This is a genomic window from Pseudorhodoferax aquiterrae (genome assembly GCF_014652235.1).
In the GTDB taxonomy this organism is placed as follows: Bacteria; Pseudomonadota; Gammaproteobacteria; order Burkholderiales; family Burkholderiaceae_C; genus Pseudorhodoferax; species Pseudorhodoferax aquiterrae.
Genome location: NZ_BMYK01000004.1, coordinates 351776 through 376208 on the forward strand (window position 1 = coordinate 351776; position 24433 = coordinate 376208).

22 protein-coding genes and 1 pseudogene are annotated in these 24433 nt (G+C 71.3%); 16 read left to right on the forward strand and 7 right to left on the reverse strand.

Translation table 11 applies throughout. From position 1 onward, the window contains the following. Positions 1-115 precede the first annotated feature (115 nt). Complete coding sequence (gene msuE / locus IE209_RS09610; RefSeq protein WP_189686719.1) at positions 116-682, reverse strand: FMN reductase; 567 nt, start codon at positions 680-682, stop codon at positions 116-118. Positions 683-898: 216 nt separating this feature from the next. Between msuE and IE209_RS09615 the strand changes: the two genes are divergently transcribed. Genes IE209_RS09615 through IE209_RS09630 form a run of 4 tightly spaced genes read left to right on the forward strand, consistent with a single transcriptional unit; the run spans position 899 to position 3832 of the window. Further along, entirely contained in the window at positions 899-1738 is an 840-nt protein-coding gene (locus tag IE209_RS09615; RefSeq protein WP_189686720.1) for a methionine ABC transporter ATP-binding protein, read from the forward strand. After that, entirely contained in the window at positions 1731-2393 is a 663-nt protein-coding gene (locus IE209_RS09620) for a methionine ABC transporter permease (protein WP_145548715.1), read from the forward strand. The genes IE209_RS09615 and IE209_RS09620 overlap by 8 nt, the downstream gene beginning before the upstream one ends. Positions 2394-2415: 22 nt before the next feature. Then, positions 2416-3231 carry a MetQ/NlpA family ABC transporter substrate-binding protein gene (locus IE209_RS09625; RefSeq protein ID WP_189686721.1) on the forward strand — a complete coding sequence of 272 codons (816 nt, stop codon included), beginning with the start codon at positions 2416-2418 and terminating at the stop codon, positions 3229-3231. Between the two features lie 16 nt (positions 3232-3247). Continuing rightward, positions 3248-3832, forward strand: coding sequence for a hypothetical protein (locus tag IE209_RS09630; protein WP_189686722.1), 585 nt, complete (start codon positions 3248-3250; stop codon positions 3830-3832). 18 nt (positions 3833-3850) lie between these two features. Here IE209_RS09630 and IE209_RS09635 read toward each other — a convergent pair whose 3' ends face one another. Continuing rightward, complete coding sequence (locus tag IE209_RS09635) at positions 3851-6229, reverse strand: S8 family serine peptidase (RefSeq protein WP_189686723.1); 2379 nt, start codon at positions 6227-6229, stop codon at positions 3851-3853. 51 nt (positions 6230-6280) lie between these two features. After that, positions 6281-7330: an alpha/beta hydrolase gene (locus tag IE209_RS09640; protein WP_189686724.1), complete on the reverse strand. Its 1050-nt coding sequence runs from the start codon at positions 7328-7330 to the stop codon at positions 6281-6283. A 190-nt stretch (positions 7331-7520) separates the two neighbouring features. Here IE209_RS09640 and IE209_RS09645 point away from each other — a divergent pair, with 190 nt between their 5' ends. The 4 genes from IE209_RS09645 (at position 7521) to IE209_RS09660 (ending at position 12489) form a co-directional block, all read left to right on the forward strand. Continuing rightward, positions 7521-7814 carry a co-chaperone GroES gene (locus tag IE209_RS09645; RefSeq protein ID WP_189686725.1) on the forward strand — a complete coding sequence of 98 codons (294 nt, stop codon included), beginning with the start codon at positions 7521-7523 and terminating at the stop codon, positions 7812-7814. A gap of 24 nt (positions 7815-7838) precedes the next feature. Then, positions 7839-9488, forward strand: coding sequence for a chaperonin GroEL (gene groL, locus IE209_RS09650; protein ID WP_189686726.1), 1650 nt, complete (start codon positions 7839-7841; stop codon positions 9486-9488). 128 nt (positions 9489-9616) lie between these two features. Beyond that, a complete protein-coding gene (locus IE209_RS09655; RefSeq protein WP_189686727.1) occupies positions 9617-10945 on the forward strand; it encodes an LLM class flavin-dependent oxidoreductase in 1329 nt (442 codons plus the stop codon). 8 nt (positions 10946-10953) lie between these two features. Continuing rightward, the gene (locus IE209_RS09660) at positions 10954-12489 is read left to right on the forward strand and encodes an FAD/NAD(P)-binding protein (protein ID WP_189686728.1); all 1536 of its coding nucleotides are present in this window, start codon (positions 10954-10956) and stop codon (positions 12487-12489) included. A 225-nt stretch (positions 12490-12714) separates the two neighbouring features. On the opposite strand, the gene IE209_RS09665 is transcribed toward IE209_RS09660, so the two are convergent. Further along, positions 12715-14040 carry an NAD(P)/FAD-dependent oxidoreductase gene (locus IE209_RS09665; protein ID WP_229882774.1) on the reverse strand — a complete coding sequence of 442 codons (1326 nt, stop codon included), beginning with the start codon at positions 14038-14040 and terminating at the stop codon, positions 12715-12717. Between the two features lie 152 nt (positions 14041-14192). Here IE209_RS09665 and IE209_RS34425 point away from each other — a divergent pair. Together IE209_RS34425 and IE209_RS09675 are read left to right on the forward strand one after the other, a co-directional pair. After that, positions 14193-15824: pseudogene (locus IE209_RS34425) on the forward strand (FAD-dependent oxidoreductase). Next, the gene (locus IE209_RS09675; RefSeq protein ID WP_189686730.1) at positions 15821-16150 is read left to right on the forward strand and encodes a 4Fe-4S binding protein; all 330 of its coding nucleotides are present in this window, start codon (positions 15821-15823) and stop codon (positions 16148-16150) included. The pseudogene IE209_RS34425 and the gene IE209_RS09675 overlap by 4 nt, the downstream one beginning before the upstream one ends. On the opposite strand, the gene IE209_RS09680 is transcribed toward IE209_RS09675, so the two are convergent. The 3 genes from IE209_RS09680 to IE209_RS09690 are packed head-to-tail and all read right to left on the reverse strand — an operon-like array spanning position 16147 to position 19138. Continuing rightward, the gene (locus tag IE209_RS09680; protein WP_189686731.1) at positions 16147-16794 is read right to left on the reverse strand and encodes a response regulator; all 648 of its coding nucleotides are present in this window, start codon (positions 16792-16794) and stop codon (positions 16147-16149) included. The genes IE209_RS09675 and IE209_RS09680 overlap by 4 nt on opposite strands. Beyond that, positions 16791-18164, reverse strand: coding sequence for a histidine kinase (locus IE209_RS09685; RefSeq protein WP_189686732.1), 1374 nt, complete (start codon positions 18162-18164; stop codon positions 16791-16793). The genes IE209_RS09680 and IE209_RS09685 overlap by 4 nt, the downstream gene beginning before the upstream one ends. Then, a complete protein-coding gene (locus tag IE209_RS09690; protein ID WP_189686733.1) occupies positions 18161-19138 on the reverse strand; it encodes an alpha/beta fold hydrolase in 978 nt (325 codons plus the stop codon). Before IE209_RS09690 ends, IE209_RS09685 begins: the two co-directional genes overlap by 4 nt. Before the next feature lie 180 nt (positions 19139-19318). Between IE209_RS09690 and pqqA the strand changes: the two genes are divergently transcribed. The 6 genes from pqqA to IE209_RS09720 all read left to right on the forward strand — a co-directional run bounded on the left by pqqA (position 19319) and on the right by IE209_RS09720 (position 24324). Further along, a complete protein-coding gene (gene pqqA, locus IE209_RS09695) occupies positions 19319-19393 on the forward strand; it encodes a pyrroloquinoline quinone precursor peptide PqqA (protein WP_189686872.1) in 75 nt (24 codons plus the stop codon). Between the two features lie 61 nt (positions 19394-19454). After that, the gene (gene pqqB / locus IE209_RS09700; RefSeq protein ID WP_189686734.1) at positions 19455-20378 is read left to right on the forward strand and encodes a pyrroloquinoline quinone biosynthesis protein PqqB; all 924 of its coding nucleotides are present in this window, start codon (positions 19455-19457) and stop codon (positions 20376-20378) included. 12 nt (positions 20379-20390) lie between these two features. Then, positions 20391-21143 (forward strand): pyrroloquinoline-quinone synthase PqqC, encoded by a 753-nt coding sequence (gene pqqC, locus IE209_RS09705; RefSeq protein WP_189686735.1) that lies wholly within the window; start codon positions 20391-20393, stop codon positions 21141-21143. Beyond that, positions 21140-21421: a pyrroloquinoline quinone biosynthesis peptide chaperone PqqD gene (pqqD, locus tag IE209_RS09710; protein WP_189686736.1), complete on the forward strand. Its 282-nt coding sequence runs from the start codon at positions 21140-21142 to the stop codon at positions 21419-21421. Before pqqC ends, pqqD begins: the two co-directional genes overlap by 4 nt. Continuing rightward, on the forward strand, positions 21418-22551 hold the full coding sequence (gene pqqE / locus IE209_RS09715) for a pyrroloquinoline quinone biosynthesis protein PqqE (protein ID WP_189686737.1): 1134 nt from the start codon (positions 21418-21420) through the stop codon (positions 22549-22551). Before pqqD ends, pqqE begins: the two co-directional genes overlap by 4 nt. A gap of 57 nt (positions 22552-22608) precedes the next feature. Further along, entirely contained in the window at positions 22609-24324 is a 1716-nt protein-coding gene (locus tag IE209_RS09720) for a tetratricopeptide repeat-containing glycosyltransferase family protein (RefSeq protein WP_189686738.1), read from the forward strand. The last annotated feature ends 109 nt before the right edge of the window (positions 24325-24433 follow it).

Here is a 24433-nt window from a genome sequence, read left to right on the forward strand (position 1 = left end):
GCGGCGCAGGCCGCAAGCCGCCGGCGCGCGGGGCCGCCGGCTTCCCAAGAAAAAGCCCCGGCACGCGGCGCGTAGCGGGGCTGAACGGCCCAGGAGGCCAGGAGACAAACGTGGATCAGGCGGCGCGCAGCAGCGGCTGGCGCAGGCCGGCGTCGAACAGCGGCACGGCGCGCTCGGCCGCCAGCTGCAGCCGGGCCTGGAGCGCCGGGCTCGTCACGCGGTAGTTGTCGAAATCGCTGTTGGCGCCGTACACAGCGATCGGCAGCGTGAGCGCCTGGAAGAAGCTGAACAGCGGGCGCAACTGATGGTCCAGCACCAGCGCGTGGCGGTCGCTGCCGCCCGTGGCGGCCAGCAGCACGGGCTTGTCGATCAGCGCCTCCATGCCGACCAGGTCGAACAGGTGCTTGAAATGGCCCGGGTAGGCGCCGCGGTACACCGGCGCGGCCGCGATCAGCAGGTCGGCCGACTCGATGCTCTGCAGGTGCGCCTCGATCTCCGCGGGCAGTTCCTCGCGCGACAGGGCCTGGCCCAGCGGGCGGGCGAAGTCGCCGATCTGCAGGATGCGCGTGCGCGCCACCAGGCGCTGCTCCAGCTCGGCGGCCAGCGCCTCCACCAGTGCGCGGGTGCGTGAGGGCTGGTAGGTGCTGCCGACGACGGCGACGATGTCCAGGGGCTTGGTCATGGAAGAGGGGCTCAAATGGGACAGGAGCGGCCGACTCTAGGCCGGGGCCGCCGCGGGGCCAACGAACGAAAACCGATATGCATAGAAGCTTTTCGCGCCCAGTGCCAGCGTTGCGCTTCTGCGCAAACCGCATAAGCAGCGCCCGATTTGTTCGTTCACAGGCGGCCCGTGCCTGCCCACACTGGGCGCCCCTTGTCGTCCCTGCACGCCCCGCCCATGTCCCAACCCACCGCCGCGCCGCCCCTGATCCGTCTGGAAGGCGTGCGCAAGTCCTTCCGCCTGCCCAATGGCGAAGCCTTCGATGCCGTGCGCCGCACCACGCTGGAGGTGTCCGAGGGCGACGTGTTCGGCCTGGTCGGCCAGAGCGGGGCCGGCAAGTCCACGCTGCTGCGCCTGATCAACCTGCTCGAGCGGCCCGACGCCGGCCGCGTGTTCGTGGCCGGGCGCGAGCTGACCGCGCTGTCGCGCACCGAACTGCGCGCCGCCCGCCAGCAGATCGGCATGATCTTCCAGCAATTCAACCTGGTGCAGAACGCCACGGTGTTCGACAACGTGGCCTTCCCGCTGCGCATCCATGGCCGGCACGGCCGCGCCGAGATCGATGCGCGCGTGCGCGAGTGCCTGGACCTCGTGGGCCTGTCCGAGAAGGTCGACAGCTACCCGGCCCAGCTCTCGGGCGGGCAGAAGCAGCGCGTGGCCATCGCGCGGGCGCTGGCGCCGCGGCCGCAGGTGCTGCTGTGCGACGAGCCGACCTCGGCGCTGGACAGCGAGACCACGCGCGCGCTGTTGCAGCAGCTGCGCGAGATCAACCAGAAGATCGGCGTGACCATCGTGATCGTCACGCACGAGCTGCCCGTGGTGCAGGCGCTGTGCCGCCACGTCGCCATCCTGGAGAAGGGCCAGGTGGTCGAGCAGTTCGCCGTCGATGGACCGGTGGCTTCGCGCAAGACCGTGCTGGGCCAGGAGATCGACGCGCTGGTGCGCCAGCGCAGCCGCGAAACCCACCAGCAGCAGGCCGCTGCCCCCGTCCAGCTGCGCGGGGTGGCCCATGCCTGAGAACATTGCCGCCATCCTGCCCGAGCTGTGGCTGGCCACGGGCCAGACCTTCCTGATGCTGGCCATCGGCCTGTCGGCCGCCGTGCTGCTGGGCGGTCCGCTCGGCGTGCTGCTGTTCCTGCTGGGACCGGGCCAGTCGCTGGAGAACCGGCCGCTGTTCCTGGTGCTGAACTGGATCGTCAACACCGTGCGCTCCTTCCCGTTCATCATCCTGCTGGTGGCGCTGGTGCCGTTCACGCGGGCCATTGCCGGCACCTCCATCGGGCCGCTGGCCGCGGCCGTGCCGCTGTCGTTCGCCGCCATCCCGTACTTCGCGCGCCTGGTCGACCAGTCGCTGCGCGAGGTGCCGCGCGGCGTGATCGAGGCGGCCCACGCCATGGGCGCGTCGGAGCTGCAGATCGTGCTGCGCGTGCTGCTGGTCGAGGCCCGCTCGGGCCTGGTGCTGGCGCTGACCGTGCTGGCCGTGAGCTTCCTGTCGTACTCGGCCGTGGCCGGTGTGGTGGGCGGCGGCGGCATCGGCGACCTGGCGATCCGCTACGGCTACTACCGCTTCCAGACCGACGTGATGGTGCTGACCGTGGCACTGCTCGTGGTGCTCGTGCAGATCCTGCAGTTCGCCGGCAATGGCCTGGCCAGCAAGCTCGACAAACGTTGACCCTTCTTCTCATCCACACACCATGTCCATGATCCGCCGCACCACGCTGACTGCGCTGGCCAGCCTCGCCCTGGTGGCCGCACCCGTCGCCTTCGCCCAGTCCGCCGCCAAGAAGGAGCTGGTCATCGGCGCCACCGCCGGCTCCAACGTCGACGTGCTCAAGCTTGGCATCCAGCCGCAGCTCGAGAAGAAGGGCTACAAGGTCCGGCTCGTCGAGTTCAACGACTACGTGCAGCCCAACCTCGCGCTCGCCCAGGGCGCGCTCGACGTCAACTACTTCCAGCACATCATCTACCTGAAGAAGTTCGCGCAGGACCAGAAGCTGGACCTCGCGGAGATCGTGCAGGGCCCCATCGCACCGCTGGGCATCTACTCGAGCAAGCGCAAGGCGATTGCCGAGGTGAAGGAGGGCGACCGCGTCTCGCTGCCCAACGACCCGAGCAACCTGGCGCGCGCGCTGGTGCTGCTGCAGAGCCAGGGCCTGCTGACCGTGCGCGCCGACGTGGATCCGCTGCGCGTGACCGAGAAGGACATCACGGCCAACCCCAGGAAGCTCAAGCTCGTGCCGCTGGAGGCCGCGCAGCTGCCGCGTTCGCTGGGCGACGTGGAGTGGGCCATCGTGAACGGCAACTTCGCGATCTCCTCGGGCCTGAAGCTGACCGAGGCCGTGGTGCTCGAGAAGACACCCGACCACTACCTGCTGGTAGCCGCCGTCAAGAGCGCCGACAAGGCCCAGCCCTGGGCCCGGGACGTGGCCGAGGCCTTCAAGACGCCGGAGTTCAAGGCGGTGCTGGACAAGCACTTCGCCGGCTACGCGCGGCCGAGCTTCCTGCAGTAGACCGACGGAGGCCACCATGGTCGCGCTCGCACGCTTCGACACCGAGGGCCAGTGGGAAGAGACCTGGGTCTGCGATGGTCTGGTGCGCCAGAACCTCGCAGCGGCGGGCGTGCAGTTCGGCCGCTGGCCGCTGCGCCCGCTGCAGCTGCCGGCCGGCGATGGCCTGGCGGCCGTGCAGGCCGCCTACGGCGAAGAACTGGCCGCTCTGGGCGAGCACTTCACGCTGCGCAGCGCCGACCGCGTGGCCGTGTCGCCGGGCGACGCGCGCTGGCCCGCGCTGCGCGCGCAATACCTGGCCGAGCACCGCCATGGCGATGCCGAGATCCGCTTCTTCCTGTCCGGCACCGGCCTGTTCTACCTGCGCAGCGGCGCGGGCTTCCTGGGGCTGCTGTGCGAGGCCGGGGAATGGGTGGCGCTGCCCGCGGGCCTGGCGCACTGCTTCGACGCGGGCGAGGCGCCGGCCTTCGAGGCCCTGCGCCTGTTCGGCCAGCCCCAGGGCTGGGTGGCCGAGCCCACGGGCGCGGCGCTGCCGGCGCTGCCGCGGTACGACGACTTCGTCGCGCAGCTGCTGGAGCAGGTGGGCGAGGTGGCGGAGGAGTAGGGCGGGGGCACCGGCAACTCAGACCGACAGCAGCATCTGCATCAGGTTGGGAATGCCGCGGCCCTGGTGGTAGCGGTCGCGGTGGATGTCCACGCAAGCATCCAGCAAGATTTTCTTGACTTCGTCGGGACGGCCGCGGAACTCCCGGCGCACCGAGAGAAATGCCGCCAGCAGCCCCGAGACATGGGGCGCCGCCATGCTGGTGCCACTTTCCGGGTAGTAGAGGTCCTCGTCGCTGCGGAACCGCGAATTGCACGAGCGGATGCGTTCGCCCGGGGCGACGACGTCCGGCTTGGCGCGGCCGTCGGCGGTGGGTCCACGCGAAGAGAACGAGGACACGCCATACAGGTGCGGCTTGTCGGCGTTGACCGCACCGACCGCGATGCAGTCCTCCAGGTTCGCGGGGTCGCCGATGGACATGTAGTTGTTGATTTCGTTGTCGCCGTCCGAGGTGTTCACCTGGACCTGGCCTTCATTGCCGGACGCCACGACCACCAGCACGCCATCACGCCACAGTCGGCGCAGTTCCACGCAGACCGGCGAGAAGCCGCAGCCGTACACGGTGTTGTCGAAGGGGCCGCCCAGGCTCAGGTTGATGCCATGGATCGCCAGCCCCTCGGCGATGTTGGCGTTCTGCTCGGCGATGTGGTCCAACGCCTTGATGATCCAGGCGTCTTCGCCCTGGCCCTTGTCGTTCAGCACCTTGTAGACGACCAGCTTGGCCCGCGGCGCAACGCCTCGCTCCTTGGGCATGGAGCCGTCCTTGCGCGGGCGCTTGGGAGCCATGCCGGCGATGATGCCGCAGACATGGGTGCCGTGGCCATCCGGGTCCTGGTGGCCTTCCAGAAGGACCGGGCGCCCGCGCTTGGTGCAGTCCCATACCTCTTTGATGACCTGGTTGTCGAAGTGCGGATGGTCGGCTCGGGCGCCGGTGTCCAGCACCGCCCAGGTGATGTCGCTGCCATCGGCCGAGAAGCTGGTCAGTGCCGCGTCCGCCTTCAGCACGCTCATGGAGCGCCCTGTCAGCTTGGCCTTGCGCGAACTGCGCCAAACGGCGTAGATGCGCATCTTCTGGTGCTCACGGCCGATGGCGCGCAGTTCACCCGCTGTCAACCTGGCCGAGACGAAGCGGCGCAAGGGGTCGATGCAGGCCGCTGTCTCGGCCTCCTTGCCGACGAGTTGGCGCAGCTGCACGACCAGTTCGTCGATTCGGTGCTCCAGCCGCAATGGCGGCAGGTCATCGACGTCCTTGCGCTTCAATCTGGACTGTTCGCCCTTCTCCAGCTCCCGGGTCGTGGTGCGCTTTTCGTTCAAGGCTGGGTACCCTGGCTCAAGCACCTCGATCAGGACCGAATGCCGTGTCTGCGGTTCAGCGCCCAGCCGCTCCGCCACGTCGCGCGCGAGGACGAAGCGCGCCATCACGTCCATGCGCATGGCCTCGTTGACGACCCTGCGCACCTTGGGATGTGCCAGATAGCCCACAGCGGAGTGCGGGTTGAAGTTCCAGTCCAGGCGCGTCCTGTTGTTCAGCAGCGTGACGTCCTCAATGGCTCCCAATGGTGTGAAATCGCTTGCCAGCCCTTTGTCCAGGGCAACGGGGTCCAGCGGGTCTGCGAAGTTGTGCCATCGCTGAACGACCCCTGGTACCTGGAGCGGGTCGCCAGGGTCCAGGTGGTCCTGGACCTCGCGGACCCCGAGCGGTGAACCCAGCGTGACCAGGGCGTCCAGCTTGATCGCGTCCTTCTGCAACGCCGCCAGCACCTCGTACGCGATGACCGTGCCTTGGCTGTGCGCGACGATGGTGACCGGCCGCTTGCCGGCCGCGTTGATCTCTGCGGTCAACCGGTCCTGGATCTTCTTGCGCGCTCCCGGCTTGAAGAAGTAGGCCGCGGTGTCGGTCACCAGGCGTTCGATGAAGAAGCGGCTGATCGGCTTGCGCAGGGATGCCGGCAGGGGAAGGAACTTGGCGCCAACAGCTGACGCTTCGGCCTGCGCCTCGATGCCCATCTCGCGCAGCAGCTCGAGCGCCAACTGCTCGGCATCGGCCTTCTTCGATTTCGGCACGCTCGCGCCGTCCAGCACGGCGTTCAGATCCACCGTGCTGGCCTCGGCAACGGACACCTTTTGTGCGCCGACACGCTTGGCTTGCAACACCTCCGGCCGCACCACATCGGCCCAGTAGGCCATGCGGCTGCTCTCTCCCATGTCGCGACCGAACAGCGCCAGATCCCAGCCGAGCTTGAGTTCGCCGGGCGGGTCTTCCTGGGCAACGCCGTGGACGTAGATGACCAGCGAGTCCTGTGGGTCTGCTTTGGGCGAGGTGTCCGTCGGCGTGGCAGCTGCTGTGTCTTCCCCACGGTTCGACGATTTGCGCTTTCTTAGTCGGGCTGCTGGCACGCGGTTCTCCTTTGGTTTCGTTCGCGCTGAACAGATTGGGTGCAGCCGCCGCTACACCTCGCCGCCGGTGTGCTCGGGCTGCCCCATGTAGCAGGTCAGCATGTCTGGATCGCAGCCCACCGCATAGACCTGGCGCGGGTACTCGCTCGCCTGGATGTCGGCTTCGGAACGGAAGATGCGGTTGAACAGGGTCCGGTGCCGTTTGTCCATCTTCTCCAGCGCGAAGTAGCGGTGCCCGCCCAGGCCGGCCTGCGAATTGGTGAAGCTGACGTAGCGCATGTGGGGTGCGCGGTGGCGGTCCACGCCGGGCTCGGCGCCGAGCTTGGTCTGCATGCCATCGGCCACGCTCGCGCCGAACAGCACCGAATCGCCCTTGTTGTAGGCGATGAAGAACTGCCCCTTCGGCTTGACCGCGGCCACCCAGTCCTTGTGGCCGCTGGCGCGCACGCAGGCCGCCAGCAACGCGATGTTGTGCGCCGTGCCGGCCGCTTCGTTCGCGCCGGGCAGCGCCAGGGTGTACTGGAACAGGTGCGCGCCGAGGCTGTGCGCGGCCAGCGAGAACGGCTGCCGGTTGGCCAGCAGCCGCACGCCACCGACCATGCGCAGGAACCGTGCGAAGGCGTCCGTGGAGTCCAGTGCGTTGGTCTTCGCCTGGTGGTAGCGGGCGATCTTGCCCTGCACCGATGCGGTCTTGCGGTTGCTGCCCGTGACCGACTTCAGGTCCGACTCGTCGCCGTCGGCGGCGTCGCCGGCGTGCGGCAGCGGCTTGCCGTCCGGCAGGTAGCCCTCGGATGGCCAGGAGAAGGCGACCACGTTGACGTCGTACAGCTGCTCGAGCAGCGCGCAACGCCGGACCGCGTCGAGCGGCGTGTTGTTGTTGCCATGGACGTAGACGAGCACCGGCTTGTCGGCCGTGAACAGCGGGTGCAGTGCATGGGCTGCGTCGTTGTCGTCGACGTCGTCGTCCACGTTGCCGAAGGCCCAGCCCTTGCCCTTCTTCTGCACGGAGGCCAGGCTGAGCCGCTCGCTGCCGGGGGAGAAGGATGTCAGGAACACCTCGTTCGTCTGCGCGTCGGTACGGCGGTTGGAGAAGAGCAGCATGGCGGATCCTTTGCGGAGGGCCTGCGGATTGTGGTGGCCGCGCGCGCCGTCCGCGTCCTCAGTACAGGGGATGCAGCGCATCCTCGTTTTCCGAGCAAGCAACTGACGATCGCTTCGTTCCACCGGCCGGCCCGCGCCTGAAGAATGGGCTGCACCAACAACGCATTCGTCCTCCAGGAACCCTTTGCACATGTCTTCCATCCGTCCCCTGCACGACCGCCTGATCGTCCAACGCAGCGACCCCGAAACCCGAACCGCCAGCGGCATCGTGATCCCCGACTCGGCCGGCGAGAAGCCCGAGCAGGGCGTGGTGCTGGCCGTGGGTCCGGGCAAGCGCGACGAGCAGGGCCAGCGGATCGCGCCCGACGTGAAGGCCGGCGACCGCGTGCTGTTCGGCAAGTACGGCGGCCAGACCGTCAAGCTGGACGGCAAGGAAGTGCTGGTGCTGCGCGAGGACGAAGTTCTCGGCGTCATCGACAACTGATTCACAAGAACCAAGGAAACCAACATGGCAGCCAAACACGTCCTGTTTGCCGACGACGCCCGCGCCAAGATCGTGCGCGGCGTGAACATCCTGGCCGACGCGGTCAAGGTCACGCTGGGCCCCAAGGGCCGCAACGTGGTGCTCGAGCGCAGCTTCGGCGCGCCCACCGTCACCAAGGACGGCGTCTCCGTCGCCAAGGAGATCGAGCTCAAGGACAAGTACGAGAACATCGGCGCCCAGCTGGTCAAGGAAGTGGCCTCGCGCACCAGCGACAACGCCGGCGACGGCACCACCACCGCCACCGTGCTGGCCCAGGCCATCGTGCGCGAGGGCTTCAAGTACGTGGCCGCCGGCCTGAACCCGGCCGACCTCAAGCGCGGCATCGACAAGGCCGTCACGGCCCTGGTGGCCGAGGTCAAGACCCTGTCCAAGCCCACCACCACGAGCAAGGAGATCGCCCAGGTCGGTGCCATCTCGGCCAACGCCGACTGGGACGTGGGCCAGATCATCGCCGACGCCATCGACAAGGTCGGCAAGGAAGGCGTGATCACGGTCGAGGACGGCAAGAGCCTCGCCAACGAACTCGACGTGGTCGAGGGCCTGCAGTTCGACCGCGGCTACCTCTCGCCCTACTTCATCAACAACGCCGACCGCCAGGTCGCCGCGCTGGACAACCCCTTCATCCTGCTGTTCGACAAGAAGATCAGCAACATCCGCGAACTGCTGCCCACGCTGGAAGCCGTGGCCAAGGCCGGCCGTCCGCTGCTGATCATTGCCGAAGAGGTCGAGGGCGAGGCCCTGGCCACGCTGGTGGTCAACTCCATCCGCGGCATCTTGAAGGTCGTGGCCGTCAAGGCGCCGGGCTTCGGCGACCGCCGCAAGGCCATCCTGGAGGACATCGCCATCCTGACGGGCGGCAAGGTCATCGCCGAGGAGGTGGGCCTCACGCTGGAGAAGGTCACGCTGGCCGACCTCGGCCAGGCCAAGCGCGCCGAGGTCGGCAAGGAGAACACCACCGTCATCGACGGCGCCGGCACGGCGGCCGACATCGAGGCGCGCGTCAAGCAGATCCGCGTGCAGATCGATGAGGCGACCAGCGACTACGACCGCGAGAAGCTGCAGGAACGCGTGGCCAAGCTGGCCGGCGGCGTGGCCGTGATCAAGGTCGGCGCGGCCACCGAGGTCGAGCTCAAGGAGAAGAAGGCCCGTGTCGAGGACGCGCTGCACGCCACGCGCGCGGCCGTCGAAGAGGGCGTGGTGCCCGGCGGCGGCGTGGCCCTGCTGCGTGCCAAGCAGGCCGTCAGGAAGGCCGGCGTGCTCAAGGGCGACAACGCCGACCAGGACGCCGGCATCGCGCTGGTGCTGCGCGCCATCGAGGAGCCGCTGCGCCAGATCGTCGGCAACGCTGGCGAGGAGGCCAGCGTGGTCGTGGCCCGCGTGCTCGAACTGTCGGGCAACCAGGGCTACAACGCGGCCAACGGCACCTATGGCGACCTCGTGGAGCAGGGCGTGCTGGACCCGGCCAAGGTCACGCGCACGGCGCTGCAGAACGCGGCCTCGGTGGCCAGCCTGATCCTCACGACCGAGGCCATCGTGGCCGAGCTGCCCAAGGAAGAGACGCCGCTGCCCGCTGGGGGCGGTGCGCCGGGCGGCTTCGGCGGCGCGGACTTCTAGAAACCACGGCCCGCCGCGAGGGCGGGCCGGCGCGGTGTTCAGGCTGTGGCCGGTGTCGCGGCGGGCGTGGGGCTCGCGGGGACCGCGCCACCGGCCACGGCCCTGGACCTGCGCTGCCGGGAGACCCCATGCCATCGACCCGCCAACTGCACCTGGGCGCCTTCATGCGCCCGGTCAGCATCCATACCGGCGCCTGGCGCTACCCCGGCGCCTGGCGCGACGCCAACTTCAACTTCGAGCGGCTGAAGACCCTGGCCCAGGCGCTGGAGCGCGCCTGCTTCGACGCCTTCTTCATGGCCGACCACCTGGCGGTGCTGAACATGCCGATCGAGGCGCTGCAGCGCAGCCACACGGTCAGCTCCTTCGAACCATTCACGCTGCTGTCGGCGCTGGCCCAGCACACCACGCACCTGGGCCTGGTGGCCACGGCCTCGACCACCTTCGACGAGCCCTTCCACATCGCGCGGCGCTTCGCCTCGCTGGACCACCTGAGCGGCGGCCGCGCGGGCTGGAACATCGTCACCACCTCCAACCCCGACGCGGCGCTGAACTTCGGCCGCACGGACCACATGGAGCACGATGAGCGCTATGCGCGTGCCCGCGAGTTCCAGAGCGTGGTCACGGGCCTGTGGGACAGCTGGGCCGACGACGCCTTCGTGCGCGATGCCGAGAGCGGCCGCTTCTTCGACCCGGCGCGCCTGCACACGCTGAACCACCGCGGCACCTACCTCAACGTCAAGGGCCCGCTGCACATCGCACGGCCCGTGCAGGGCTGGCCCGTGATCGTGCAGGCCGGCGCCTCCGAACCCGGCCGCCAGCTCGCGGCCGAGACCGCCGAGGTGGTCTTCGCCGCGCCCGGAACGCTGGACAACGCGCAGCGCTTCTATGCCGATGTGAAGGGCCGCATGCGCGCCGTCGGGCGCGATCCGGACCACCTCAAGATCCTGCCGGGCGCCTTCGTGGTCGTCGGCCGGACGGTGGAGGAGGCGCGCGCCATCCGCGCCCGGCTCGACAGCCTGGTGCACGCAGACAGCGCCATCGCTTCGCTGTCGATCGCGCTGGGGCACGACGTGTCGGGCTTCGACCTCGATGCGCCGCTGCCCGAGATCCCGCCCACCAACGCAAGCCAGACCAGCCGCGAACGCGCCATCGAACTGGGCCGGCGCGAGAACCTCACGGTGCGCCAGCTCGCGCAGCGCCTGGGCGGCTATGCGGGCCTGGCCTTCGTGGGCACGCCGCAGACGATCGCCGACGAGATGCAGCACTGGCTGGAAAGCGGTGGCAGCGACGGCTTCAACATCATGTTCCCGTGGCTGCCGGGCGGCCTGCTGGACTTCGTCGAGCAGGTCGTGCCCGAGCTGCAGCGCCGCGGCATCTTTCGCCGCGCCTACAGCGGCCGCACGCTGCGCGAACACCTGGGCCTGCCACGGCCCGCCAACCGCTTCTTTCCCAACTGAACCACACCATGCCTTCTACCGACACGCGCCCCCATGTCCTCATCGTCGGCGGCGGGCTGGCCGGCACCGCCGTCGCGCTGCGCCTGCTCAAGGACGTGGAGCAGCCGACCCGGCTGTCCATCGTCGAGTCGCGCGCCACGCTGGGCCTGGGCACGGCCTACGGCACCACGCACCCCGAGCACCTGGTCAACGGTCTGGCCAAGCTGTTCAGCCTGTACAACGACGAACCCGATCACCTCGTGCGCTGGCTGCGCGCGGGCGCAGCCGCGGGCGGCTGGCAGCCGCCGGCCGGCGTGGCGATCGAAGACAGCATGCCGCCGCGCCAGGTCTATGGCGCCTACATCTTGGCCAGCCTGACGGCGGCCATCTCCGGCGCGGGCCGGCGCGTGGAGTTTCGCCACCTGCAGGCGCGCGCGGTCGACGTGGTGGCGCAGTACGACACCGGCCGCCCGCGTTACCGCGTGGTGCTGGACGATGGCCGCGAGGAGCTGGCCGACGAACTCGTGCTGGCCACCGGCATCTTCACCAAGCCGCTGGCGCGCCAGGCCTTCGCGGTCGGCGCGGGCGTGGCGGCTTCGCCGCGCTATGTGGGCGACATCTGGCATCCGCGGGCCTGGGACGGCGCGGCGCAGGATGCGCAGATCGTCTACCTGGGCGCGGGCCTGAGCGCAGTGGACAGCCTGATCATGGCCGAGAAGGCCGGCTTTGGCGGCCAGCACCTGGTGCTGAGCCGGCGCGGCCAGGGCGTGCGCGTGCGCGAGGACGTGCAGCCCTGGCCCGACTTCCTGCGTTACCAGCCCGAAGCCGTGTCGCTGCGCGCGCTGCTCGCGCAGATCCGCGTGCAGCGCCGTGCAGCCCTTGCCCAGGGCGAATCCTGGCAGCGCCTGGTGCCTGTGATCCGTGCCCATGTGCCGCAGCTGTGGTCGCTGGCCAGCGCGCGCGAGCGCCGGCGCTTCCTGGGCCGGCTGCGGGCCTACTGGGAGGCCTCGCTGCACCGCAGCGCCGCCGCACCGCTGGCCTGGCAGGCGCGCGTGCAGGCCGAAGGCCGGCACCGCCACGAAGCCGGCCGCGTGCAATCCATCGCCGTGCAGCCAGACGGCCGCCTGGCCGTGGCCTGGCAGCCGCGCGACGGCGGGCCGGTGCAGACCGTGATGGCCGACCGCGTCGTCAACTGCCTGGGCTTCGATTTCGACTGGCGTCACATCGACGATCCGCTGGTGCGCCAGCTCGTCGCGCGCGGTCTGGCCCAGCCCGACCCGCTGGGCTTTGGCGTGCAGGCCACGCGCGAGACGCACGCGCTGCGCGACGCGGCCGGCCAGCCGCAGCCCGGGCTGTACGCCGTGGGCCATGCGCTGCGCGGCCTGGTCTGGGAATCCAATGCGATCGGCGAGCAGGTGCCCCAGGCTGGCACCGTGGGGCGCGCGATCCTGCAGCGGCTCGCCCCTGCCGCGGCGGCCGAGGCGCTGGCGCGGGCCGCGGCCTCGTCGGACGAGGCGGTGCGGCGCCAGCGCGCCGACGCAAAGGCGCGCACGCCGCAGGGCTGAGAACGTGTGAACGAACCGCTCACACCCACGCGAGGCCCCGGATGAGCAGCCGTTTCCATCATGTTCGTTGCGCTCGGGGCCTCGCCCTTCGGGCCGGGGCGCGCCAGGCCGCATGCGGGCGTTGCGGTCCTTGCCCGGGCACAAGCCCGGGCTGCGGCCCGCGCCTACGCCTGCGGCCCGCCGCGCCCCGTCGTGGGCGCGATCGGTTCATTCACACGTTCTGAGTCAGTCGGTGTTGACGATGGTCTCGCCCCGAAGCGCGCCCATGTCGCGGATGTTGAAGCGGTGCCGCTTCCAGCCCGCGTAGGTGCGGCGCCAGTTCAGCACCGACACGAAGTAGTAGACCGCCTTGAACATGAACAGCGAGAAGCGGTAGGGCAGGCCATGCTGCAGGTCGGCGGCCAGCAGCGACATCAGGCCCTGCTTGACCTTGAACATGTTCTTGGGGTGCATGAACATGTCGCGGATGGTCGGGTTGGTCACGCGGTAGATGAACCACGAGTAGTCGCGCGGGCCCGCGCGCATCTGCTGCTCGAGCTTGCGGCGCGCGGCCGGGTAGTCGGCCGGGCGGTCCAGCGCCGTGGCCACGAGCTCGGCGCCGTTGAAGGCGCTGCGCATGGCCAGGTACACGCCCGAGGAGAACATCGGGTCGATGAAGGTGAAGGCGTCGCCGAGCATCACGTAGCGCTCGCCCGTGGCGTGCGTGCTGGAGTAGGCGAAGTTGCCGGTGGCGTGCACCTGGTCGTCCACCAGCGTCGCGTCCCGCAGCCGGTCGTGCAGCTCGGGGCACATGGCGATGGTGTCGAAGAAGTAGTCCTTGAGCGGCTTGTCGCGCGCCTTGAGGTAGTAGGCCCAGCACACGGCGCCCACGCTGGTCGTGCCGTCGGCCAGCGGGATGAACCAGAACCAGCCGTGCTCGAACCAGCAGATGCTGATGTTGCCCTCGCGCTTGCCGGGCAGGCGCCGGGCGTTGCGGAAGTGGCCGAACAGCGCCGTGCTGTTGTGCGCGGGGTTCTTCTGCTTGCTCTTGAACTTGTTGGCCAGCACGGTCTGGCGGCCGCTGGCATCGACCACGAAGCGCGCGCGCCAGCTGCGCTGGCTGCCGTCGTCGAGCCGGGCCTGCACCGTCGCGCCTTCGGCGTCGAAATCGACGGCGCGCACGGTGGCGCCCTCCAGCGTCACGGCGCCCTGGCGGGCCGCATTGCGGAACAGCAGTTCGTCGAGCTCGGAGCGGCGCACCTGCCAGGCCTCGCCCTTGTCCGGATTCCAGCCTTCGCGGAACTCCACGTAGGTGCGCGCATCGCTGTCGGGTGGCACGAACTCGATGCCGAACTTGGGCATGCCGATGCGGTCGACCTCCTCCTTGACGCCGAGCGCCTCGAACAGTTCGCGGTTGCCGGGCAGCAGGGATTCGCCGATGTGAAAGCGCGGGTGGTGGTCTTTCTCGAGCAGCACCACCTGGCGGCCCTGCCGGGCCAGCAGGGTGGCGACGCTGGAGCCCGCCGGGCCGCCGCCGATGACGAGCACATCGCATGCTTGGGGGGATGCCATGGAACCGAATGCCTCCTGAAACTGGATGCGCGGCATTCTGCCCGTGTCGCCGCGTGTTCTGCGCTTCGCGCAGATGCATAGCTGCAAAGCTTCGTAGCGCACGCGGTGCACGCGGGCTAAGTTCCACGGCTCCACAACTCGGGAGCCGCCCCATGGGCACATCCGCTTCGCACGCCGACCTGGCCACGGCGCAACAGATTCCGGCCGACGTGCTGGTCATCGGCGGCGGCCCTGCCGGCACCTGGGCCGCCATCGCCGCCGCGGCGCAGGGCGCGCGCGTGGTGCTGGCCGACAAGGGCTTTTGCGGCACCTCGGGCGCCACCGCGCCGGCCGGCACCGGCCTGTGGCATGTAGACCCGGACGGCGATGCGCGCGCGCACGCCAAGGCCAGCCGCTATGCGCTCGGCGGCGAGCTGGCCGAGCCGGCCTGGATGGACCGCGTGCTGGCCCAGACCTGGGACAACGTGGCGCGGCTGCAGGAGTGGGGCTACCCGTTCCCGACCGATGCGGCCGGCCGGCTGCGCTGCAACTCGCTGCAGGGCCCGGAGTACATGCGGCTCATGCGCAGGCAGGCCAAGGCCGCGGGCGTGCGCATCCTGGACCACAGCCCCGCGCTGGAGCTGCTGCGCGACGCGCAGGGCACGGTCGCGGGCGCGTACGGGCTGCGCCGCGCGCAGGGCGATGCCTGGGCGGTGCAGGCCGGCGCCGTGGTGCTGGCCACGGGCGGCTGCGCCTTCCTGAGCAAGGCGCTGGGCTGCGACCTGCTGACCGGCGACGGTGCCTTGATGGCGGCCGAGGCCGGCGCGCGGCTGTCGGGCATGGAGTTCTCCAACGCCTACGGCCTGGGGCCGGCGTTCTCCTCGGTCACCAAGTCGCTGTTCTACAACTGGGCCAGCTTCTACGACGCGGCCGGCCAGCCCATCGCGGGCGCCGGCTCGGCGCGCGGGCGCGGCATCATCGCGTAGCGCCTGCGCAGCGGCCCGGTCTACGCGCGGCTGGACAAGGCCGACGCGCAGATCCAGGCCTGGATGCGCGCGGCCCAGCCCAACTTCTTCCTCTCCTTCGACCGGCTCGGCATCGACCCGTTCACACGGCTGTTCCCCGTCGCGCTGCGGCTGGAGGGCACGGTGCGCGGCACGGGCGGGCTAGACCTCGTGGACGCCGACTGCGCGACCACGGTGCCAGGCCTCTACGCGGCCGGCGACGTGGCCACGCGCGAGCTGATCTGCGGCGGCTTCACGGGCGGCGGCAGCCACAACGCGGCCTGGGCGCTGTCCTCGGGCTTCTGGGCCGGCGCGGCCGCCGCCGGCTTCGCACGGGCGGCACGGCCGCGCGCCGGTGGCGCCGGGCGCGTCCTGCACCGCGCCGGCGGCATCTTCCTGCAAGGCCCCACGGGCCCGGCCGTGGACAGCCGGGCGCTCGTGCGCGCCGTGCAGGCAGAGATGTTCCCGACCGAACGCAACTGGGTGCGCGAGGCCGGCGCACTGCAGGACTCGCTGGAGCGGCTCGATGCGCTGTGGACGCGCCTGCGGGCCGGCGGCGCCCTGCCGGCGGGCCAGGACGCCGATGCCGTGCTGCGTGCGCGGGAGGCCGCGGCCCTGCTGGCCAACGCACGCTGGATGTACCGCAGCGCCTTGGCGCGCACCGAGACGCGCGGCATGCACCGGCGTGCCGAGCACCCTGCCAGCGATCCGGCGCAGCGCCACCGCGTGCTGAGCGGGGGCCTGGACGCCGTCTGGACCGGCCGCCAGGCCGTGAAGCAGGCCGAGCTGGAGGCCGCATGATCGAAGTCGTCGACGCCACGCGCTGCACCGGCTGCAACATCTGCGTGCAGGCCTGCCCCACGCGCGTGTTCGAGGCCGTGGCCGGCGGCATCCCGCGCATCGCGCGCCAGGACGCCTGCCAGACCTGCTTCATGTGCGAGCTCTACTGCCCGGAGGACGCGCTCTATGTGGCGCCGCTGGCCGACCGTGCGGCCACCGCGGAGGAACTCGAAGGGTTTGCCGCCGCCCAGGCCGGCGCCTACCGGCGCGCGGTCGGCTGGGGCCGCGGGCGCCAGTCCACGGCGCAGGACGACGCGAGCTACGAGCTGCTGGGCCGCACGCACTAGACCTGGATCAGCCCCCAGCGCAGCGCCACCAGCGTGAGCTCGGCCTGGTTGCTGGCGCCCAGCTTCTGCTTGATGCGGTACAGGTGCGATCCCACCGTGCTCAGCGACAGGTTCAGCGTGGCGGCGATCTGCGCCACCGTCATGCCCTGGGCCAGCTGCAGGAACACCGAGAACTCGCGCGCGCTGAGCGTCTCGGCCGGGTTGGCCTGGCCGTCGAACTGCGCGGCGGCCAGGGCCTGGGCGGTGGCGGCGTCGATGTAGCGCTCGCCGCGTGCCACGGCGCGGACCGCGGCGATCAGCGCCTCGGGCGCGCTGCGCTTGGCCAGGTAGCCCAGCGCACCGGCCTGCAGCATGCGGCGCGGATGCACCGAGTCCTCGTGCGCCGACAGCGCCAGCACGCGGGCCCGGGGGTCGTGCGCAAGCAGGCGCCGCATGGCCTCCAGGCCGCCCATGCCGGGCATGGACAGGTCCATCACCACCACGTCCGGCTGCACCTGCGGGTAGCGCTGGCAGGCCTGTTCGCCGGTGTCGGCCTCGGCCGCGACGGTGATCTGCGCGTCGGCCAGCAGCATGCGGAACCCCATGCGCACGAGGGCGTGGTCGTCCACCAGCATCACGCGGATCGGTGGGGTGTCGTGGGTCATGCGTTCTCCGGGGGCGCCGGCAGCGCCAGCTGCACCGTCAGTTGGGCGCCGCGCGGGGCGGCAGCTTCCAGGCGCAGCGTGCCGCCCAGGCTGTCGATGCGTTCGGCCAGCCAGCGCAGGCCGTAGTGGCCGCTGCCTGCGGCTGCGGCCTCGGGGCCGGGCGGGCCGCGCCCGTCGTCGCGCAATGTGAGCGTGAGGTGCTGCGCGTCGCATCGCAGCGCCAGCAGCAGCTGGCGCGCTTCGCCGTGGCGCAGCGCATTGGTCATGCCTTCCTGTGCGGCGCGGTACAGCACGAGCGCGGTGTCGTTGTCCAGGCGCAGGCCCTCGGGCGGCGCGTCCAGCCGCCAGTCGACCTGCAGGCCGGCATGGCTGGCGCGCGTGCGTTCCACGAGGTCCTGCAGCGCGGCCACCAGGCCGAACTCGTCGAGCACCAGCGGCGTGAGCCGCGGGATCATGCCGTGCATGGCCGTGTACAGCCGGCCCGACTCCTCGGCGATCAGCCGCGCGGCCTGCTCGGCCTGTGGATCCAGCGCCTGCACGCGCTGCGCGATCGACAAGGCCATGCTGCGCATGGCCGTGACCGACTGGCCCAGCTCGTCGTGCAGCTCGCGCGCGATGAGGCGGCGCTCCTGCTCGATCTTCTGGTCGACCCAGCGGCCCAGCGCACGGCTTTCGGACAACCGGTGCTCGGCCCGCACGGCGCGGCGCTCGGTGGCGATGTGCTGGCGCAGCATGCCGACCATGCGGTTGAAGGCCGCGCCGATGGCGCCGGCCTCGGTGCCGGGCAGGGCCGGCAGCGCGACATCGAAGCGGCCGTTCTCCAGCTGGTTCAGCGCGCCGACGATGTCGGCGAACGGGCGCGTGGCACGGCCCACGGCCCAGAACACGCCGGCATTGACGACGGCCAGCAGGCCGAGCGCACTGAGCGCGAGCCGCACGGCGTCGTCCCAGGCGTCCAGCACGGCGCGCGAGGCGTTGGCATGCACGACCAGCTTGCCGTCCGGAAAGTCGATCGACATCTGCGAAGGCTCCGGCGAGACGATGCGCGCGAACCAGTCGGGCGCATCGCGGTCGGCCTTGTAGGCCGAGGCCGGCGAGCGGTACAGCACCTGGCCGCCGGCATCGAGCAGCGTGATGTCGTTGGAACGCACGCGGCCCACGCCCTGCAGGAAGGCCTGCATGACCTGCATGCCCTGGGATTCCTGCAGCATGGCCGTGCGGTACAGCAGCTGCGCCGCCACGCGGTTGGCGGCCACCACCTCCTCGTGCACGGACTCGCGCATGGCGCGCAGCGTGAGCGCGAGCATGGCGCCCACGAACAGCAGCGTGAGCAGGCTCACGATGGCGTTGATCTTCAGGCGCAGCGTCATGGAATGGCGCCATCGAAGCGGGCCGTGCGCGCATAGCCGTCGAGCGCGGCCACCATGGCCGCCGCCATGGCCGGCGCGGCCGGGTCGTGGCCGCCGGTGGCGACCCAGTGCAGCCGGCTGTGCGCGATGCGGGCCTGCACGTCCTGCGCGGCCTGCGGCGGGCAGATGCGGTCGTCGCGCGCGTGCAGCAGCAACGTGGGCACGCGGGGCAGGGCGGCCAGGCGGTCCAGCAGCGGCGGCCGGTCCAGCCAGCAGGCGTGCCGCAGGTAGTGGCTCTGCACGCGGTAGCGGTCGACGAGCGCATCCAGCGCCGAGCCGTCGGGGCTGTCGGCCGCGCCGGTCGCCCCACCCAGTGCGCGTTCCCAATGCCACCAGGCCAGGGCGAGCTGGCGCTGCCGGGCGCCGCCGTCCGCGGCGTCGGCCTGCAGGCTGCGGGCCAAAAAGCCCAGCATGTCGTGGCGTTCGTGCGCGGGCGCCAGCGCGGCGAAGCGGGCCCAGGCGTCCGGTGCCCGGCCGGCAGGGTCCTGGAAGAAGGCGGCGATGGTGTCGGCGCGCGGCACGAACACCGCGCGCAGCAGCAGCCCCGCCACGGCCTGCGGTGTGTGCAGCGCATGGGCCAGGGCCAGCGTGGCGCCCCAGGAGCCACCCACGACCAGCCAGCGCGCGATGCCCAGGTGCTCGCGCACGCGCTGCAGATCGTCCAGCAGATCGGCCGTGCGGTTGTGCGCCGTGGCGCCACGCGGGCGGCTGCGGCCGGCGCCGCGCTGGTCGATGGCGACCACCCGGAAGCGCTCCGGATCGAAGAAGCGCCGCAGCAGCGGCGAGCCGCCCGAGCCCGGACCGCCGTGCAGCACCACGGCGCAGATGCCGTCGGCCGCGCCGCAGTCGTCCACCTGCAGCACATGGCCGTGCCCCACCTCCAGCGCGAAGCTGTGGCGCGGGGCGGTGGCGGGGTACAGGGGGCTGGCGGGCACGCGGCATGGTAATGGGCGTCCGCGGCCGTCCGGCCTGCAGGCGGCTCATGAAAATCATGAACTGCGAATCAAGATTTCAAGCCTGGGCGGGCGCCCGCCAGGCCGGCACCATGCGGCGCGGAACCCCATGGTTCCCGCAGCCGCCACCCGGTGCTGCGCCACGTCTTGAGGAGACACGACATGCAATGGCAACCCCCGACGGCCACGGATCTGCGCTTCGGCTTCGAGATCACGATGTACGTCACGGCGCGCTGAGAGCCCGGCGCCCGCCCCGGCTTGCCGGGGCGGGCCTTCTTCCTGCTGCATCTCTCCCACCATGCGCATCACCGTCCTCGGTTCGGCGGCAGGCGGCGGCTTCCCGCAATGGAACTGCAACTGCCGCAATTGCGCCGGCGTGCGCGCCGGCACGCTGCGCGCCAGGCCGCGCACGCAGTCCTCGATCTTCGTGCAGCCCGAGCCGGGCAGCGACGGCGTGCTGTTCAACGCCTCGCCCGACATCCTGGAGCAGATCCGCAGCCACCCGGCGCTGCAGCCGGCGCGCGCGCTGCGCGACAGCGCCATCGCCGGCGTGGTGCTGATCGACGGCCAGGTCGACCACGCCACCGGCCTGTTCATGCTGCGCGAGCGCGGCACGCCGCTGTCGCTGTGGTGCACCGAGCCGGTGGCCGAGGACCTCTGTCAGGGCAACCCCGTGCTGCGCGTGCTGTCGCACTACTGCGGGGTCGCGCGCCACACGATCGCGCTGGACGGTGGCGACTTCGCCGTACCCGGCGTGCCAGGCCTGCGCATGCGTGCGATGGCCCTGCAGGGCAAGGCCGCGCCGTACTCGCCGCACCGCGAGCACCCGGTGGAGGGCGACAACATCGGCGTGACCCTCATCGACGAGCGCAGCGGCCGGCGCCTGTTCTACGCGCCGGGCCTCGCGGCCGTCACGCCGCCCGTGTTCGACGCCATGGCCGGCGCCGACGTGGTGATGGTGGACGGCACCTTCTGGAGCGACGACGAGATGCTGCGCCTGGGCGTGGGCAGCAAGCGCGCGCGCGAGATCGGCCACCTGCCGCAGTCGGGCGAGGGCGGCATGCTGGAGTGGCTGGCGCGGCTGCCCGCCACCACGCGGCGGCGCCTGCTGATCCACATCAACAACACCAACCCCATCCTCGACGAGGACTCGGCCGAACACGCGGCGCTGCGCCGCGCCGGCGTCGAGGTCTGCGAGGACGGCATGACCCTCGATCTCTGATCGCACCCCACCATGCACGCCGACCGCATCCAGGACGCAGCGCCGTCCACCCCGCACGAGGCGCCCGCCTGGGACCGCGCGGCCTTCGAGGCCCAGCTGCGCGCACGTGGCCGCAGCTACCACATCCACCACCCGTTCAACGTGATGCTCAACAGCGGCCAGGCCCAGCCGGCGCAGATCCGCGGCTGGGTGGCGAACCGCTTCTACTACCAGATCGCGATCCCGATCAAGGACGCGGCCGTGCTCTCCAACTGCCCCGACCCCGCGGTGCGGCGCGGCTGGGTGCAGCGCATCCTGGACCACGACGGCTTCGAACTCGGCGGCCTGCGCGACGCGGGCGGGCTCGAGGCCTGGCTGCGCCTGGCCGAGGCGGTGGGCCTGGAACGCGCCGAGGTGCTGGACCTGCGCCATGTGGTGCCGGCCGTGCGCTTCGCCGTCGACGCCTATGTGAACTTCGCGCGGCGCGCGCCCTGGCAGGAGGCCGTGTGCTCCTCGCTGACCGAGCTGTTCGCGCCCGAGATCCACCGCCAGCGCCTGGCCAGCTGGCCCGCGCACTACGGCTGGATCGAGCCGGCCGGGCTGGACTACTTCCGCAACCGCGTGGGCCAGGCGCGGCGCGACGTGGAGCAGGGCCTGGCCATCACGCTGGACCACTTCACCACGCGCGCGCAGCAGGAGCGCGCGCTCGAGGTGCTGCAGTTCAAGCTCGACATCCTGTGGGCCATGAACGACGCCATGGCCATGCGCTACGGAGTGACGCCATGACGACACCGAGCCTGGCCAGCCAACCCCGCATCGGCCCCGGCTTCCGCCTGCAATGGGAGCCGGCCCAGGACTGCCATGTGCTGCTGTACCCCGAGGGCATGGTGCGCCTGAACGGCAGTGCCGGCGAGATCATGAAGCGCTGCGACGGCCAGCGCAGCCTGGCCGCCATCGTGGCCGAACTGGAGCAGCTCTTCGCCACCGAGGGCCTGGCGCCGCAGGTGCAGGAGTTCGTGGCGATCGCGGGCCGGCAGCACTGGCTGCGCTGGAGCGCGGAATGAGTGCGGCACCGCCGCGCCCCGGGCCGCCGCTCTGGCTCTTGGCCGAGCTGACCTACCGCTGCCCGCTGCACTGCGTGTTCTGCTACAACCCGGTCGACTTCGCGCAGCAGCAGGACGAACTGCGCACCGAGGACTGGTTGCGCGTGCTGCGCGAGGGCCGTGCACTCGGTGCCGTGCAGTGCGGCCTGTCGGGCGGCGAGCCGCTGCTGCGCGACGACCTGGAAGTCATCGTCGCCGAGGCCGCGCGGCTGGGCTACTACACCAACCTCCTGACCTCGGGCGTGGGCCTGACGGCCGAGCGCGCCGCAGCACTCAAGGCCGCCGGGCTGGACCACGTGCAGCTGTCGTTCCAGGATTCCACGCGCGAGATGAACGACTTCCTCTCGCACACCAAGACCTTCGGTCTCAAGAGCCGGGTGGCCGCGATCATCAAGGACCAGGGCTGGCCCATGGTGCTCAACGTGGTCGTGCACCGCCTCAACATCGCCCACATCGACCGCATCATCGCCATGGCCCACGCCATGGGCGCCGAGTACCTGGAACTGGCCAACACGCAGTACTACTCGTGGGCGCTGCTCAACCGCGACCAGCTGCTGCCCACGGCCGCGCAGCTGCGCGAAGCCGAGGCCGTGACCGCCGCCTGGCGCGAGCGCCTGGGCGATGCCATGCGCATCTTCTTCGTGGCGCCCGACTACCACGAGGGCCAGGCCAAGAAGTGCGTGAACGGCTGGGGCAGCATGTTCCTGACGGTGGCGCCGGACGGCACGGCGCTGCCCTGCCACACCGCGAAGATGCTGCCGGGCCTGGCCTTTCCGAACGTCAGGGAGCAGGGCCTGCGCGAGATCTGGTTCGACTCCGAGGGCTTCAACCGCTACCGCGGCACCGGCTGGATGCAGGAACCCTGTGCCAGCTGCGACCAGCGCGAGCAGGACCTGGGCGGCTGCCGTTGCCAGGCCTTTCTGCTGGCGCAGGACCCGGCCGCGACCGACCCGGTCTGCCGCAAGAGCCCGCAGCACGCGCGCGTGGCCGAGGCCGTGGCGCGGGCCGGCGCGCCCGTCGCACAGCCGCTGGTGTTCCGCGCGCCGGAGAACTCGCGCCGGCTGGGCGCGCAGGGCACCGCGCCCGCCTGAAGCACGGTGCCGGCTCGACTACGATGCCGGCTCCCATGACCTGTTCCACCGCCCCGCATGGCGATTGACGCGCTGGACCGCGTGCTCGACGCGCTCGACGGCGGCGACGCCGACCTGGCCCACCGACTGGGCATGCAGGCGCTGCAGGCCAGGCCCGACGACGCCCGGCTGTGGAGCGCTTGCGGCATCGCCGCCCGGCTCGGCGGCCATGCCAGCGAGGCCGAACGCTGCTGGCGCCGCGCGCTGGCCCTGCAGCCCGATGCGCTGGCCACCCACCATCTGGCCAGCCTGTTGCGCACGCAGGGCCGCGACGCCGAGGCCCTGGCCTGCTACCAGGCCGCCGCCGACGACGGCAGTGCCGACGTGCGCTGCTGGCTCGGCCTGGGCGTGCTGTGCGCAGCCAGCCGGCGCCCGGCCGACGCCGAGGCCGCCTACCGCCGTGCGCTGGCGCTGCAGCCCGACGACGTGGCCGCGCTGACCAACCTGGGCCTGGTGCTCGAGGCGCTGCGCCAGCTCGACGAAGCCGAGGCCTGCCAGCGCCGCGCGCTGGCGCTGGCGCCGGACCTGGCCGACCTGCACAACCACCTGGCCGGCGTGCTGGCGCGCCGGCCGGATGCGGGCCACGAGGCCGAGGCCGAACAGCACTACCGCGAGGCGCTGCGCCTGGCGCCGCAGGATGCGCGGCACGGTTCCAACCTGGGCACGCTGCTGTACGACCTGGGCCGCGTGCAGGAGGCCGAGCAGGTGCTGCGCACGGCCGTGGCGCAGGCGCCCGGCCTGGCCTCCGCGCAGATCAACCTGGGCCACCTGCTGCTGTCGGTGGGCCGCCTGCCCGAAGGCTTCGGCCATGCCGCGCGGAGCTATGCCCTGCTGCCGCCCCAGGCCGTGGTGCCGGGCTTTCCCGAACCGCCGCCACCCGGCGCCGCGCAGCAATGGATCGGCCAGCCGCTGCAGGGGAAACGCCTGCTGGTCTGGCCCGAGCAGGGCCATGGCGACCAGCTGCAGTTCTGTCGCTTCCTCCAGGAGGTGCGCGCGCAGCACCGGCCTGCGCACCTCACCTATGCAAGCACGCCATCCTTGCTGGGCCTCATGCGCGGCGTGGCCGGTGCCGATGCGCACATCGCTCTGCCCGACGCGCCGGCCGCCCTGGCCACGCACGACTTCTGGGTGCCGCTGCAGAACCTGCCGCTGTTCTGCGGCACGCGCGTTGAGTCCATTCCTGCGGAGACGCCCTACCTGTGGCCCGACCCCGCCAGCGTGGCGCGCTGGGCGCCGCGCATCCCGCCGGCCCCGCTCAAGGTCGGCCTGGTCTGGCGCGGCAACCCGCGGCACGACAACGACGCCGAGCGCTCGCTGCCCGGCCTGGCCACGCTGGCGCCGCTCTGGCAGGTGCCGGGCGTGGCCTTCGTGAGCCTGCAGAAATGGGCCGGCGAGGACGAGGGCCGGCGGCCGCCGGCCGGCCAGCCGCTCGTGCACCTGGGCAGCGCCATCGCCGACTTCGCCGACACGGCCGCCATCCTGGCCCAGCTCGACCTGCTGATCTCGGTGGACACGGCGGCCTGCCACCTGGCCGGCGCGCTCGATAGGCCGTGCTGGGTGCTGCTGCCGGCCTACCGCGTCGACTGGCGCTGGCTGCGCGGGCGCGACGACACGCCCTGGTACCCGCGCACGCGGCTGTTCCGCCAGCGCCGGCGCGGCGACTGGGCGGGCGTGGTGGACCAGGTGCGGCAGGCGCTGGGCGCGTTGCGGCAACAGGTGGCCGGGGGGCGGTAGCGGCGCGGCAGAGTCCGGTCGCGCCGCCGTCGACTGCACGGGGATTCAGAACGTGTGAATGAACCGATCGCGCCCACGACGGGGTGCGGCGGGCCGCGGGCGTAGGCGC

Coding starts and splice junctions, on each gene's coding strand:
- groL (WP_189686726.1), top strand. CDS start 7,839: ATGGCAGCCAAACACGTCCTGTTTGCCGACGACGCCCGCGCCAAGATC.
- msuE (WP_189686719.1), bottom strand. CDS start 682: ATGACCAAGCCCCTGGACATCGTCGCCGTCGTCGGCAGCACCTACCAG.
- IE209_RS09685 (WP_189686732.1), bottom strand. CDS start 18,164: ATGACGCTGCGCCTGAAGATCAACGCCATCGTGAGCCTGCTCACGCTG.
- IE209_RS09620 (WP_145548715.1), top strand. CDS start 1,731: ATGCCTGAGAACATTGCCGCCATCCTGCCCGAGCTGTGGCTGGCCACG.
- IE209_RS09645 (WP_189686725.1), top strand. CDS start 7,521: ATGTCTTCCATCCGTCCCCTGCACGACCGCCTGATCGTCCAACGCAGC.
- pqqE (WP_189686737.1), top strand. CDS start 21,418: ATGAGTGCGGCACCGCCGCGCCCCGGGCCGCCGCTCTGGCTCTTGGCC.
- IE209_RS09680 (WP_189686731.1), bottom strand. CDS start 16,794: ATGACCCACGACACCCCACCGATCCGCGTGATGCTGGTGGACGACCAC.
- IE209_RS09665 (WP_229882774.1), bottom strand. CDS start 14,040: ATGGCATCCCCCCAAGCATGCGATGTGCTCGTCATCGGCGGCGGCCCG.
- IE209_RS09640 (WP_189686724.1), bottom strand. CDS start 7,330: ATGCTGCTCTTCTCCAACCGCCGTACCGACGCGCAGACGAACGAGGTG.
- pqqB (WP_189686734.1), top strand. CDS start 19,455: ATGCGCATCACCGTCCTCGGTTCGGCGGCAGGCGGCGGCTTCCCGCAA.
- pqqD (WP_189686736.1), top strand. CDS start 21,140: ATGACGACACCGAGCCTGGCCAGCCAACCCCGCATCGGCCCCGGCTTC.
- IE209_RS09675 (WP_189686730.1), top strand. CDS start 15,821: ATGATCGAAGTCGTCGACGCCACGCGCTGCACCGGCTGCAACATCTGC.
- IE209_RS09625 (WP_189686721.1), top strand. CDS start 2,416: ATGTCCATGATCCGCCGCACCACGCTGACTGCGCTGGCCAGCCTCGCC.
- IE209_RS09660 (WP_189686728.1), top strand. CDS start 10,954: ATGCCTTCTACCGACACGCGCCCCCATGTCCTCATCGTCGGCGGCGGG.
- IE209_RS09720 (WP_189686738.1), top strand. CDS start 22,609: ATGGCGATTGACGCGCTGGACCGCGTGCTCGACGCGCTCGACGGCGGC.
- IE209_RS09655 (WP_189686727.1), top strand. CDS start 9,617: ATGCCATCGACCCGCCAACTGCACCTGGGCGCCTTCATGCGCCCGGTC.
- IE209_RS09630 (WP_189686722.1), top strand. CDS start 3,248: ATGGTCGCGCTCGCACGCTTCGACACCGAGGGCCAGTGGGAAGAGACC.
- IE209_RS09615 (WP_189686720.1), top strand. CDS start 899: ATGTCCCAACCCACCGCCGCGCCGCCCCTGATCCGTCTGGAAGGCGTG.
- pqqC (WP_189686735.1), top strand. CDS start 20,391: ATGCACGCCGACCGCATCCAGGACGCAGCGCCGTCCACCCCGCACGAG.